Below are 13,411 nucleotides of genomic sequence, written 5' to 3' on the forward strand. Positions count from 1 at the left end.
TTCAATATTTTACTTATGGATTGCCCGGTGGCAAGCAGCGCCCTGCTCACAACAGGCAGGGAAGCGCCATGAAGATCCACCACCTCAACACCGGCACGATGTGCCCCATGGGCCGCCGCCTTGTGAACGGCACCGGCGGCCTGTTCCAGCGCGCCCGCCTGGTCTGCCATTGCCTGCTGGTCGAGACGAGGGACGGACTCGCTCTGGTCGACACCGGCATCGGTCTCGGCGATATCGCAACGCCCAATCGGCTGGGTGGCCGATGGCTGCGCCAGACCGCGCCGAGGCTGGACCCGGCGGAGACGGCGGTCGAGCAGGTGAAGGCGCTCGGCTACTCACCCGGCGATGTGCGCCACGTGCTCCTGACGCATCTCGACCGCGACCACGCCGGCGGCGTGCCGGACTTTCCCCATGCCGCGATCCACGTCCACCGCGCCGAATACGACATGGCGGTGCTACGCAAGCCCGCGCCGCCCGAAGGGCGCTATGTCACGGGGCAGTGGAGCCATGGGCCGGGCTGGACCTTCTATGGCGAGGCCGGCCAGGACTGGTTCGGCTTCAAGGGCGTGCGCGCGCTCGGCGACAAGGAAGCCGACATCCTGATGATCCCGCTCGCCGGCCACACGCTCGGCCATTGCGGCATCGCGGTGCGATCAGGTGACAAATGGCTGTTGCATGCCGGCGACAGCTATTTCCACCACGCCCAGCTCGACCCATCGCCGCGCGTGCCGTTGATGCTGGGTTATTTCCAGCGCCGCGGCGACATGGATCGCAAGATGCGGATCGCCAACCAGGCGCGGCTGCGCGCGCTGAAGCTCAACCACGGCGACCGCGTGAGCATCGTCAATAGCCACGATCCCGTCGCCTATGAAAGCTGCCGCTGCGCTGCGCATTAGGGTGTCGAAGCCAGGCCGCCGGTTATACGCCCGAACGCACTGCTTGAGTCCGGAGCAGGCGGTGCTTCACCGTTCGGGCGATTGCCGCCGGCGCGTCGTCGGGAATCGCGAAGCATGAGCTCGCGTTGATTTCGCACAGGACGTAGGTGTCGGTGCCGGCGGCGTCGCGGGGCCCGTACAGGAAGTCGGCGTCCCAGATCACCGGCAGCGACGGCTCGTCGATGCCGAGCGTGCCCATCAGCTGCGGCGTCCATTCGTCCTCCATCGCTCTTCGGAGCGCCTGGAATTGCGAAGCAGCGGGTCCGTGCATGATCCGTGGGCCCGGCTGAGCCTCGGGTGCGTCGGGGCCTTCCGGCGGCGGCGGGATCAGGGCCTTGATCAATTGATGCCCGAAGCCCGCGACCTTGGCGCCGCTCATGTAGCAGCGGATCATGCCGTCGGGTAGGCGGGGTTGGAACGCCTGGTCGATGATGCAGCCGCCCCATCCGAAATACGGTTCGCAGCGGGCGAGCAAGGCATCGAGCGGAATGTCCTCGGGTAGACTGCCGCGTTGGGCATGCAGCACGCGAACCATGGCGTCCACGTTGGGCAGGGCCTCCACCTTCCACACCCCCTGGCCACCATTGCCGCGATTTTGCTTGAGCACGCGCGGACCATTCGCCTGAAGGCGCGAAGGAAATTCGGCGCGGAAGCTTGCGGCGGTGTCATAGCGGTGCGTGTCGGCTCCCCAGCCGAGGTGACGCGTTCGGTAGAGCACGTCCTTGACGCCCATCTTCAGGATCACGTCGGGATGGGCGCTTACCCACGGCCCTTGCGCCGCAACGTCGCGAAGCAGCGGGTCGAGGGCCTCGCGCGTCTTGCCTTGATGGATCGGATCGACCCAGACGAGCACGCCATCGACGGCGAGCAGTTGATCGCGCGCGGCGTCGGCGAAAATCTCGTCGTAGATCACCGGCCGGGCTTCGATGCCGACCGCGGCGAGTGCTTCGAAAACGCGAACGAAGCGGCTGTTTTGCGCCGTCGCGTCCCGGCGCGCGGCTGCATCGCCGCGGGAGAGGATGGCAACGGTATGGCGGAGAGGAGGGTGGCGTTCGGTATCCATGCGCAAGCTCCACGAATGGCGTGCTGCGCAGAGCTTGGACCGAGGTCTCACGGGGAGTCTGCTTCGTCCCCACGCCGATGAATGTACGTGAAATCGTCCGGTCGTTGCAAGATGGTGCTTGTGCGGTTCCATCTAGACGGCGAACGCTTCGCGCGCGCCGCTACGGTGGCGGAGGATAGCGGTCGAATGTCGGCAGTTCGTGCGCGCGCTCCATCCATCGAAGGCGCTCTGCGACCTGGATGTGCATCGTCGCCGGTACGGCATCGGGATCGTCGTAGGTCGCGCTCTGGACGTCGATGACCCCGGGCAACATGTCGGCATTGACATAAAACAGGCCGGTTCCGCAGTCGCCGCAAAAGTGCCGCCGGGCATTTTCCGAGGAGTGATACACCTTGGGCTCGCCCTTGGTCACCTTGACGGCATCGTCCGCGTACATCGTCCAGCCGACGACGGGAGCGCCCGCGTGAAGCCTGCAATCGCGGCAGTGACACAGCGCGTGCACGATCGCTTCGCCCTCGACCTGATAGCGGATCGCGCCGCAGTGACAACCGCCGGTGATGGTGCTCATGCGTTCCTCCCGATGGAAGACAGGTCTCGTTGATCGATAGCTCTCGAGACCTGCGGCTTCAACGGCGCAATCGATTTGCGATTGCGTCCTACTGTCGCGTGACAACTCCTGCCACGGCGCGGGCGAGGTGATCCGCGACTACCACTTGAACGAAGCCGCGATCTCGTAGCTGCGCGGCGCGCCCAGGATGATCTGGTCGGTGTAACCCGGATCGCCCCAGGCCGCGTAGAGCTTGTTGGTCAGGTTCCTCACGCGAAAGCTGATCCGGGTCTGGTCGACGCCCGGGAAATAGGCTTTTGGAATATCGACGAACGCGTATGCGTCGAAGATCGTGTAGGCGTCCATCGTGACCAGATTGTCCTGGAAGTTGAAGCGGTCGCCGACGTGACGGACGAGGCCGCCGATCTCGACCGGCAGCTTCGTGTCGAAGCGATAGGAGGCGCCGGCGTTGGCGATGAAGTTGGGAACGTTGGGCGGCGTCTTGCCCGAATAGGACTGGAAGTCGCCATTGCCGTCGACATAGGTGAAGTCGATGAAGCGCGACTGCACGAAGGCGACGTTGCCCCATAGTTTCAGGCCCGCGACCGGATTGACCGCGGCGGCGATCTCGACGCCCTTGGAGGCCATCTTGCCGGCGACGTTGAAGAGGATGCCGCTTTCGGGGACGTAGACGTTCTTGCGCTCGATGTCGAAGGCCGAGAACGTGGCCTCCGCGCGCCTGTCGGCCGACAGCAGCTTCACGCCGGTCTCGTAGGTCCGCGACGTCGTGAGCAGCAGCGGCGTCGTGGGCCTGAGGATGAAGATGTTCGCCACCGTCGGGTCGGCTGCCGTCGCGTACTGGCTGTAAAGCATCACGCCGGGCGCGATGTCCCAGGTGTAGCCGATGCGTCCGGTGACCGGATTGAACGTCTTCGAGAAAGGATAGTTGGCTTTCAGGAGGCCATTCTCGTCGAAGCGGGTCCGCGACAGCTCGATATTCTCAAAACGGATGCCGCCGATCAGCGCAAAGGTCGAGGTCAGCTTGAGCCGGTCCTCGAACGACAGCGAGGCGGTGTCGAGATGGGTGTAGATCTTCTCGTCGCTGCGCGGGCCGTAGAGGCCGCGGTCCGGATTGAGGAGGTCGACGTAGTCATTGAAGAACAGCGTGTCCTGCGAGACGTTGAACTGGTTGCTGCTCGCCGCCACGGTGGCGACGAAGCGATTGTCCATTCCGCCGAGATTGGAATTGACGGTGAGGTCGGTGATGTTGCCGTAGAGCCGCTGCGCGTGATCGAGCGCCAGGCGCTCGCGGTAGATGCTCTGCGCGCCTGCGAAATTGCCTACGGTCTGGTCAAACGACGAGATCTCGTTGTTGAACCAGTGCCGGTGGGCGTCATAGCCATAGACCAGGCTCTTCAGCGAGATGTTGTTGGTGATGTCCCATTGAAAGCCGCTGCGCAGCCAGAGCTCGTTGGCGCCGCTGTGATTGTCGAGCACGTTGTAGTTCGTGGTCAGCGTGCGCGCGTCGATGGTGACCGGGACCGGCGTGCCGCCGCCGAGGTAATAGTTGCTCCAGAGGCCGGAGACGACGCCATACGTCGGCACGATGCCCGGCGCGTTCGCCGGCACCAGCGGCGTCCCCCAGTAGAAGCGGTCGTTGTCCTGCCTGTATTCGGTCGCGCCCCAGATCCTCAGGTTCTCGTTGACGCGATAGTTCAGCTGGCCCGAGACGTTGCTGAGCTTCGAATAGGTGTCGTCGATAAAGCCCTTGTTGTTGAAATGGCTGATGTCGAAGCGGTAGTCGAGGCCGTTGATCAGCGTGCTGCCGCCCGATCCGTAACCGGCGCGATAGCCGTTGAAGGAATCGTAGGAAGTGAAGGCGTCGTTGACGATTGGTCCGGTGTGCGGCGCCTTGTTCACGTAGTTGATGGCGCCGCCGGTCGCACCGAGGCCCGCCACCAGCGAGTCCGGTCCCTTGATGATCTCGACCTGCTGGAGACCAGCCACGTCCATGGGACGGCCGGTCATGGTCGACGGCCCGATCGGGATTCCGTTGTAGAGCGTGGAGATCTGGTCGCCGGAAAAGCCACGCATCGAGAAGATGGCGGGCGCGCCGGGCGCATCGCCGCCGGTGACGCCGACTGCAGCCTTGGCGACGTCGGTCGTGGTCCGGATGCCCAGGTTCTGCATCGTCTGTTGACCGATGACCTCGACGGTCGCCGGCATCTCGCGCGCCGTGATGCCGAGCCGGGAGCCGACGTCGGTGACGGCTGCCGTATTGAGCGGCGTCTGTACCGGCCCGCTCGGAGCTTGCGCGGCCGGAACGGCGACAGCAGGGGCGCCACGATTGCGTCCCGCGGCGCGCCGGGCCGCGCGCTGCTTCTGAGTGCCGGGGCTGACGGCAGGAGCCTGTCGCGGCGCAGGCGGCGACACGATCACCGGGCCGACCTCCCGGGAGCGGTTGTCCTGCGCCGCGCTTTGCGCGAGCGCCGCGGACGACAAGGACACCGACGAGAGCAGAGTAATCAGGAAAGCACGCGATAACGCTGGCCTTGCGCCAGCACGGAAATGAAGATTTTGCACGACAACGCTCTGCGGCGACGCAAACAAACCGTCACCGCGGTTGCCTTAGTCATCCACCTTCGCCCCAGGCGGCGGATGCACCGGCTACTTGTCCGACATCAGGGCACCCCGCCCAATGCGTTCGCGCGTGACCATGGCTGGTAGCAGGTTTCCTGGCTCGCGGGTCATCGCCTTCGACCACCTTCCCAGAGGCCCAAGCGGGGCTCCAGTGGTTCGTTTGGTCGTCGGCTATCCGCCTACAGTTGCGGGGGCAGCCGCGGAATTGCCCACTGAGGTGGACGCACCGCATTCCCTTGAAGAGTCCTTGCGGACACTACCGATCACGAAACTGGCATCAGGGGATGAGCGCGTCAACATCCGCGCGGGCTGCTGGACGGGCCGGTCGGTCGATGGTGGCCTTGTGTTGCTGTTTTGCACGATAGTCCGAAGGACCGCGTCGAAACGTCCAACCCGGCCTCCGGACGAGCCTGGGTAACGAACGCTTGACCACGATCAATAACTGCCTTTGGTGTCCGAGTATGCTACTGAGGCCGAGTTCCGGCCCGACAAGGTAAGTCGATATTGATGCAGTTCGTCCGTACCATCCTGGCAGTCGCCATCGCCATATCCTTGGCGATGCTGCCGGTTGGCGCGTCCGCGGCGAACCTCGCAATGTCGTCGGATGGCATGCAGACGGCCATGCACATGAGCGGCGACGCCGACATGTCGATGGACGATTGTTGTCCCGACATGAAGGGAACGGGCTCCCATAGCGGCGGCTACAAGTGCGGGATGGGCTTCTGCTGCGTCGGTGGGATCATCGCGCTCGGTGATGTCAGGCCCGTGGCGTTCGAACGTCTCGCCGTCATGGCCAGCACGATGGCTATTCCCCCGGATCAGGTCGTTTCCTTCCGCGGCGGCAGTCCTCCTTTCCGACCTCCTCGAATCTGATCTCGCAAAGCCCGAGACGCGAGCGGCGTGCCTGCTCGCGACGACGACTGACGTGCGCGCTTCACGCGCCACGGCGAAAGATCAATTCATGAGGACAGGACAATGCTTTCCAAAATCAGCACCGCGGCTCTCGCCGCCACCCTTTCGCTTGCCGCTTCCGCCGCGATGGCGGGCGCGGGCGACTACGCCTTCGAGCCCGTCACTCCGCAGATGAAGAAGGGCGAAGACGTCACGCTCGCCGTTCGCCTGACGAACAAGCAGACCGGCAAGCCGATACCGGACGCAGTCATCTTCAAAAGCCGCCTCGACATGGCCCCGGACGGGATGGCCGAGATGGAATCGGCGGTCGCGCCGCTGCCGTCCAGGGAGCCGGGTGTGTACGCCTTCAAGACGGACCTGCCGATGGCTGGACGCTACCAGATGACGCTGTCCGTGAAGGTGCAGGGCGAACCGGAGACCGTCACCGGCAAGGTGATCGTCACGGCGGTCAAGTGAGCGTTCGGGCGCTGCCCGGCGGCGCCCGACATTCCCCTTTTTCCTTCACACGGACGCGCGCTCCCGGGCGCGCGGATACACCATATGAAAACGCTGCGTCTCCTGACGGCTCTTGCGCTGGGCGGTGGCCTGGTCCTGGCCGGCTACTACTGGCATTCGAACGGTGCGGGCTGGCTCGCTGAGGCCGACATATCATCGGCTGCGGCTGGCGCGGAGCGAACGCCGCTTTACTACCGCGATCCAAGCGGTGCGCCGCTCTGGTCTGCGGGTCAGAAGAAGGACGACCGCGGGCGGGACTATGTGCCGGTCTACGACGACGATGGAGCGGCCGTCGCGCCGGCGCTACCGAAGGCGCAAGCGGCTTCGCCGCGAAAAATCCTCTACTACCGCAATCCGATGGGGCTGCCCGACACGTCGCCCGTCCCAAAGAAGGATCCGATGGGGATGGACTATGTCGCCGTTTACGAAGGCGACGACACCGACGACGGCACGGTGAAGCTGTCGCCCGGCAAGATCCAGCGCGCGGGCGTGAAGTCCGAGCCCGTCGCGCGGCGCCCGATCCGGGTCTCGGTGAAGGCGCCCGGCACGATCCAGCTCGATGAACGCCGCGTGTCGGTGATCGCGATGCGCGCCGAGAGCTTCGTGCAGAAGGTCGCCGACGTGACGACCGGCACGCGCGTGAAGGCCGGCCAGCCGCTGATGGAAATCTACAGTTCGGCGGTGGCGTCCGCGGCGGCGGAATATCTCGCGACGATCACCTCCAGGACGGTCGGCGGTGTCGAGATGTACGGCCGCGGCTCGCGGCAGCGGCTGGTCAATCTCGACGTTCCCGAGTCCGTCATCGCGGAGATGGACAAGACGCACACCGCGCCCGTGGCCATACGCTGGTCTGCGTCGCGCGACGGGGTCGTGCTCGAACGCAACGCGATCGAAGGCATGCGGGCCAATCCCGGCGACGTCCTGTTCCGGATCGCGGACACCTCGGTGGTCTGGGCGCTGGTCGACGTGGCCGAGCGCGATCTCGGCAACATCGCGGTGGGGCAGTCAGTCGCGGTGCGCGCGCGCAGTTTCCCCGGCCGAACCTTCACCGGGACAATCGCCGTCGTCTATCCGCAGGTGAACCGCGACACGCGAACCGTTCGCATCAGGATCGAGCTTGCCAATCCGGACGCGGTGCTGCTGCCCGACATGTACGTCGATGCCGATATCGACACGGCCGATGCCGCGCCCGTCCTGGCGATACAGGACAGCGCGGTGCTCGACACCGGCAGCCGGCAGGCCGTCCTCGTCGACAAGGGGGAAGGGCGTTTCGAACCGCGGGAAGTCAAGCTCGGCCGTCGCGGCGGCGGCTATGTCGAGGTGCGCCATGGTCTCGCGGACGGCGAGGCGGTGGTGACCTCCGCCAACTTCCTGATCGATGCGGAAAGCAACCTGAAGGCGGCGCTGAAGGGGTTTGGCGAGGCGGCATCCCAGGCCACCGACGCCGGCCCTGGCAATGCAACGGGAGATCACAAATGATCGCCCGCATCATCGCCTGGTCGGCGCGCAATCTGCTGCTCGTGCTGTTCGGGACCGGCTTCGCGGCCGCCGCCGGCCTCTATGCCCTGGTTCACCTTCCGCTGGATGCGATCCCGGATCTCTCGGATACGCAGGTCATCGTCTACACCGAGTATCCCGGCCAGGCGCCGCAGGTGATCGAGGATCAGGTCACCTATCCGCTGACGACGGCGATGCTCACGGTGCCGAAATCGAAGGTCGTACGCGGCTTCTCGTTCTTCGGCGTTTCCTTCGTCTACGTGATCTTCGAGGACGGCACCGACATCTATTGGGCGAGGTCGCGCGTCATGGAATTCCTGAACGGCGCGGCGTCCAGGCTTCCCGCCGGCGTCACCCCGACCATCGGACCCGACGCGACCGGCGTCGGCTGGGTCTACCAATACGCCGTGGTATCGAAGGAATTGAACCTGGCGGACACGCGCACGATCCAGGACTGGAATCTGAAATTCGCGCTGGCCAAGGCCGAAGGCGTCGCCGAGGTCGCCAGCGTCGGCGGCTTCGTCAAGCAGTACAACGTGGTCCTCGACCCGCAGCGGATGCGCGACCGCGGCATCAGCATGCAGAAAATACGTGAGGCGATCCGCGCCAGCAACGCCGACGTCGGCGGCCGCACCGTCGAGCTCTCCGAGTTCGAATACGTCATCCGCGGCAAGGGCTACATCAAGAGCATCAACGATCTCGGCAACATCGTGCTGAAGACGAGCAACGGCACGCCGGTGTTGTTGCGGGACGTCGCCAGCGTCGAGCTCGGGCCCGACGAGCGGCGCGGCATCGCCGAATTGAATGGCGAGGGCGAGGTTGCGAGCGGCATCGTGCTGCAGCGGTTCGGCGTCAATGCCCTCGACGTCATCGAAAACGTCAAGAAGCGCTTCAGGGAGATCGCGAGCAGCCTGCCGAAATCGGTCGAGATCGTGCCGGTCTACGACCGGTCGAACCTGATCTACGCGGCCATCGATACCCTCAAGCATACCCTGTTCGAGGAGAGCATCGTCGTCGGGCTCGTCTGCATCGTGTTCCTTCTGCATGTCCGCAGCGCACTCGTCGCGATCCTGATGTTGCCGGTCGGCGTGTTGATGGCGTTTGGCGCCATGAAGCTGCTCGGGCTGGGGTCGAACATCATGAGCCTCGGCGGTATCGCGATTGCGATCGGCGCCATGGTGGACGCCGCCATCGTCATGATCGAGAACGCACACAAGCACCTGGAACGGGCGAGGCCCGATCAGTCGCGCGTGCAGGTTCTGATCGACGCGGCATCCGAAGTCGGCCCCGCGCTCTTCTTCAGCCTGTTGATCATCACCGTGTCGTTCATGCCGATCTTCACGCTGGAATCGCAGGAGGGCCGATTGTTCAGCCCGCTGGCGTTCACGAAGACCTTCTCGATGGCCGCCGCGGCGTTGCTGTCCGTCACCCTGGTGCCGGCGCTGATGGTGATCTTCGTCCGCGGCAGGATCGTCCCCGAGAGCAGGAACGTCATCAATCGCGTCCCGATCTGGATCTACCGTCCCGTGATCAAGGGGGTTCTGCGCGCCAAGACGCTGGTCATCCTGGCTTCGCTCGTCGTGCTTGCGGTGACGATCTGGCCGGCGCGCCAGCTTGGCACCGAGTTCATGCCGGCGCTGAACGAGGGAACGCTGCTCTACATGCCAACGACGCTGCCCGGCATTTCGGTCACCAAGGCGGCCGAGCTGATGCAGATGCAGGACCGCATCATCAAGTCGTTTCCGGAGGTCGCTTCGGTCTACGGCAAGGCGGGACGAGCCGCTACTGCGACCGATCCCGCTCCGACCGAGATGTTTGAGACGATCGTCAACCTGAAGCCGAAGGAGCAGTGGCGTTCCGGCGTAACCGTCGACAGTCTCATCGCCGAGATGGACAAGGCGTTGCAGTTTCCGGGTGTCTCCAATGCCTGGACCATGCCGATCAAGGCACGTATCGACATGCTCTCGACCGGAATCCGCACGCCGGTCGGCGTCAAGGTCATGGGCAATGACCTCGCCGAGATCGACCAACTCGCGAAGCAGATCGAACGCGTCATCAAGACCGTACCCGGCACCTCGTCGGCCTACGCCGAGCGCGGCATCGGCGGCTATTATCTCGAGATCGTTCCCGACCGTGAGGCGCTCGCCCGTTACGGCATCCTGATCCAGGACGTCCAGGACACCATCGCGGCCGCGCTCGGCGGTCAGACGGTCACGACGACCGTGGAGGGACGGCAGCGGTTCACCGTGAACATGCGCTATCCGCGCGACCTTCGCGACAACCCCAAGGCCATCGCCAGCGACATCCTGGTGCCGATGCCGTCGGGCGGCGCCGTGCCGCTCGGCGAGGTGGCGAAGGTCGAGCCCGCGCGCGGGCCGACGTCGATCCGGACGGAGAACGGCCAGCTTGCGACCTACATTTACGTCGACATCCGGGATCGCGACATCGGAAGCTACGTCGCTGACGCGCAACGCGCCGTGACGGAGAGCATCCGGTTTCCCGCCGGCACCTACGTCGTGTGGAGCGGCCAGTACGAATATCTGCAGCGCGCCGCCGCCCGTCTGAAGATCGTCGTGCCCGTGACGCTCACGATCATCTTCCTGCTGCTGTACCTGAACTTCCGGGCGATGACCGAGACCCTGATCGTGATGCTGTCACTGCCGTTCGCGCTGGTCGGCGGCATCTGGATGATGTGGTGGCTCGGCTTCAACCTGTCCGTCGCCGTCGCGGTCGGCTTCATCGCGCTCGCAGGCGTCGCCGCCGAGACGGGTGTCGTCATGCTGATCTACCTTGACCATGCGCTGGCCGAGGTGAAAGCCAGGTGCAGCGCCGAAGGGAGGCCACTGACGCGCCGGGATCTCCACGACGCCATCATGGTGGGCGCGGTCGAGCGCGTGCGGCCCAAGATGATGACGGTGGTTGCCATCATGGCCGGTCTGCTGCCGATCATGTGGAGCACCGGGGCCGGATCGGAGATCATGCAGCGCATTGCGGTGCCGATGATCGGCGGCATGACGTCATCGACACTGCTGACGCTGGTCGTGATCCCCGCAATTTTCGGCTTGGTGAAGGGACGGGGGCTTCCATCGGGCGAGCGATCGGCTCCTGCCGACGAATGGACCGTGCGCGCGTCGCAAGCCGCCGAATAGGCGGGCCAGCGGAGATCGTCTTTCATGGCGACCGCCGCTCCGGCGTGAAAAAAACCGCGGCGGATTTCGACTGAGGAGCGTTAGGGGCGGTGAGTTGCCTGGCGCGCTTCGACCACCTCGCCATCTTCCTTCGTGAACCGGCCGACCGGATTGTCGAGGAGATCGACGACGGCTTCGGAAGGGCGGCACAAGCGCGTGCCCTTCGAGGTCACGACGATCGGGCGGTTGATGAGAATGGGATGCGCGAGCATCTGGTCGATCAACTGGTCGTCGGTCCATTTGGGGTCGGCGAGGCCGAGTTCCTTGTACGGCGTGCCCTTCTCGCGCAGCAATGCGCGAACCGGAATGCCCATCGCTGCAATCAGCTGCTTGAGCGTCTCGCGCGATGGCGGGGTCTTGAGATATTCGATGACAGTGGGCTCCGCGCCGCTCTGCCGGATCATCGCCAGCGTGTTGCGCGAGGTGCCGCAATCGGGGTTGTGGTAGATCGTAACGTTCATCGGGTCGTCTCCGCAATTGGGACAGGGCCGCGCGACTTCGACTGTCCGAGCAGCCAGTTCATCAACAGCATGCCGGCGAATGCTCCGCAGAGCTCCGCAAGGATGAATCCGGGCAGGTCGGTCGGACGAATGCCCGAGAACGTGTTCGTCAGCGACCGCGCGATGGCCACCGCCGGATTTGCAAACGACGTGGAGGCCGTGAACCAATAGGCTGCCGTGATGTAGAGGCCCACCAGCCAGGGAACCGCGGTCCGCTGAAATCGGATGCCGGCCAGGATCGTCGCGACCAGACCGAAGGCGGCGACCGCTTCGGCGAACCATTGCGGCCCGCCCGTTCGAACCTTCGTCGAGAGATCGAGCAGGGGAAGTCCGAACATCAGATGCGCGGCCATCGTTCCCGCGATGCCGCCGGCGATCTGCGCGACCGCGTAGAGCACGGCTTCGTTGACCGGAAGCTCGCGCTTGCCGGCGAAGACGAGGGTCACCGCGGGATTGAAATGCGCGCCGGAGATCGGACCGAGCACGGTGATCAGGACAACCAGAATGGCTCCGGTCGGCAGGGTATTGCACAGAAGCGCCAGCGCCACGTCCTTGGTCAGCGTCTCGGCCATGATGCCGGAGCCGACGACGGTGGCGACGAGAATGCCGGTGCCGAGCGCTTCGGCTGCGAGGCGCCGTGGAAGATCGAAATTGTCCATCAGCCGGCCTTCGGCGTTGAATGTGTTGCGCCCTGGGAGCGTCCGATCTCGCGCAGCTTGGTGCCGAGGGAGAGCTTGTCGATGCTCCTGAGCGGCAGGCTCACAAAGGTGTCGATCCGATTCTTGAGGTAGCGGAATGCGGTGACGAACGCTGCCTGTTTCTCCAGATCGGTACCTTCGGCTGCGGCGGGGTCCTCGATACCCCAATGTGCGGTCATCGGCTGTCCCGGCCAGATGGGGCAGGATTCACCGGCCGCATCGTCACAAACGGTGAAGACGAAATCCATCACCGGCGCATCGGAAGCGGCGAACTCCAGCCAGCTCTTCGAGCGCATTCCGTCGGCGGGGTAGTCCATGCTTTCCAGCGTGCGCAGCGCGAGCGGGTGGACCGTCCCTTTCGGGGTGCTGCCGGCGGAGAAGGACTGAAAGCGGGCGGCTCCGTCCTTGCGAAGGATCGACTCGGCGAGGACCGAGCGCGCCGAATTGCCGGTGCACAGGAACAAAACATTGTACATCTGGTCAGGCACGGCTTCGCTCCTTTCGCTTTGGCGAGCAGCAGGCTTGAAGGCTCTCGACGACCGGTTCGCAAACCTCGGGCCGGCCGCCGCAGCAATCCCGAAGCAGGAAAACCGCGACGTCCCTGAACTCCGCAAGGTTGGCGCGATAGACGATCGAACGGCTGTGTCGCTCGGAGGTGACGAGGCGGGCACGCGTCAGGATCGAGAGATGAGCCGAAAGCGTATTCGGGGGGACTTCCAGCAGACGTGCGAGGTCGCCGGCCGCAAGGCCATCGGGCTCGTGTCGGACCAGCGTCCGGAAGGCCTCCAGACGGGTCGATTGTGACAGGGCGGCGAGCGCGAGGACTGCTTCTTCAGTTTCCATATATCCAGATTTATAGAAATGATGATAAAGCGTCAATTGAATTTCCGAACTGGGCGCGTTTAGAATGCATCCTGTCTTGCGATCGAGGAAAGC

Annotated in this window: 12 protein-coding genes and 1 riboswitch; of the genes, 5 read left to right on the forward strand and 7 right to left on the reverse strand. The window is 64.6% G+C overall.

Translation table 11 applies throughout. The annotated features are described in order from the left end of the window. Positions 1-68: 68 nt before the first annotated feature. The gene (locus tag AB7535_RS06120; protein WP_135214853.1) at positions 69-896 is read left to right on the forward strand and encodes an MBL fold metallo-hydrolase; all 828 of its coding nucleotides are present in this window, start codon (positions 69-71) and stop codon (positions 894-896) included. 22 nt (positions 897-918) lie between these two features. Here AB7535_RS06120 and AB7535_RS06125 read toward each other — a convergent pair whose 3' ends face one another. From AB7535_RS06125 to AB7535_RS06135, 3 genes are all read right to left on the reverse strand, one after another. Beyond that, on the reverse strand, positions 919-1,998 hold the full coding sequence (locus AB7535_RS06125) for a Cj0069 family protein (protein WP_085402714.1): 1,080 nt from the start codon (positions 1,996-1,998) through the stop codon (positions 919-921). A 160-nt stretch (positions 1,999-2,158) separates the two neighbouring features. Continuing rightward, positions 2,159-2,566, reverse strand: a complete 408-nt coding sequence (locus AB7535_RS06130; protein ID WP_085402715.1) for a GFA family protein — start codon at positions 2,564-2,566, stop codon at positions 2,159-2,161. Positions 2,567-2,704: 138 nt separating this feature from the next. Then, complete coding sequence (locus AB7535_RS06135) at positions 2,705-5,053, reverse strand: TonB-dependent receptor (protein WP_244623169.1); 2,349 nt, start codon at positions 5,051-5,053, stop codon at positions 2,705-2,707. A gap of 200 nt (positions 5,054-5,253) precedes the next feature. Continuing rightward, positions 5,254-5,461, reverse strand: a riboswitch (cobalamin riboswitch). 231 nt (positions 5,462-5,692) lie between these two features. On the opposite strand from AB7535_RS06135, the gene AB7535_RS06140 reads away from it, so the two are divergent. The 4 genes from AB7535_RS06140 (at position 5,693) to AB7535_RS06155 (ending at position 11,238) form a co-directional block, all read left to right on the forward strand. After that, on the forward strand, positions 5,693-6,058 hold the full coding sequence (locus AB7535_RS06140) for a hypothetical protein (protein WP_085402716.1): 366 nt from the start codon (positions 5,693-5,695) through the stop codon (positions 6,056-6,058). Positions 6,059-6,160: 102 nt separating this feature from the next. Then, on the forward strand, positions 6,161-6,553 hold the full coding sequence (locus AB7535_RS06145; RefSeq protein ID WP_085402717.1) for a FixH family protein: 393 nt from the start codon (positions 6,161-6,163) through the stop codon (positions 6,551-6,553). An 84-nt stretch (positions 6,554-6,637) separates the two neighbouring features. After that, positions 6,638-8,071: an efflux RND transporter periplasmic adaptor subunit gene (locus AB7535_RS06150; protein ID WP_085402718.1), complete on the forward strand. Its 1,434-nt coding sequence runs from the start codon at positions 6,638-6,640 to the stop codon at positions 8,069-8,071. Then, a complete protein-coding gene (locus AB7535_RS06155; protein WP_439037242.1) occupies positions 8,068-11,238 on the forward strand; it encodes an efflux RND transporter permease subunit in 3,171 nt (1,056 codons plus the stop codon). The genes AB7535_RS06150 and AB7535_RS06155 overlap by 4 nt, the downstream gene beginning before the upstream one ends. Before the next feature lie 80 nt (positions 11,239-11,318). Here AB7535_RS06155 and arsC read toward each other — a convergent pair whose 3' ends face one another. Genes arsC through AB7535_RS06175 form a run of 4 tightly spaced genes read right to left on the reverse strand, consistent with a single transcriptional unit; the run spans position 11,319 to position 13,318 of the window. Then, positions 11,319-11,738 (reverse strand): arsenate reductase (glutaredoxin), encoded by a 420-nt coding sequence (gene arsC / locus AB7535_RS06160; RefSeq protein WP_071915639.1) that lies wholly within the window; start codon positions 11,736-11,738, stop codon positions 11,319-11,321. Then, positions 11,735-12,436 (reverse strand): aquaporin, encoded by a 702-nt coding sequence (locus AB7535_RS06165; protein ID WP_085402720.1) that lies wholly within the window; start codon positions 12,434-12,436, stop codon positions 11,735-11,737. Before AB7535_RS06165 ends, arsC begins: the two co-directional genes overlap by 4 nt. Continuing rightward, entirely contained in the window at positions 12,436-12,963 is a 528-nt protein-coding gene (locus AB7535_RS06170) for an arsenate reductase ArsC (protein ID WP_085402721.1), read from the reverse strand. The genes AB7535_RS06165 and AB7535_RS06170 overlap by 1 nt, the downstream gene beginning before the upstream one ends. After that, positions 12,956-13,318: an ArsR/SmtB family transcription factor gene (locus AB7535_RS06175; protein ID WP_063984569.1), complete on the reverse strand. Its 363-nt coding sequence runs from the start codon at positions 13,316-13,318 to the stop codon at positions 12,956-12,958. Before AB7535_RS06175 ends, AB7535_RS06170 begins: the two co-directional genes overlap by 8 nt. Positions 13,319-13,411: the final 93 nt, after the last annotated feature.

It is taken from the genome of Bradyrhizobium sp. 956_D2_N1_4 (assembly GCF_052076025.1).
GTDB classification, from domain to species: Bacteria; Pseudomonadota; Alphaproteobacteria; order Rhizobiales; family Xanthobacteraceae; genus Bradyrhizobium; species Bradyrhizobium barranii.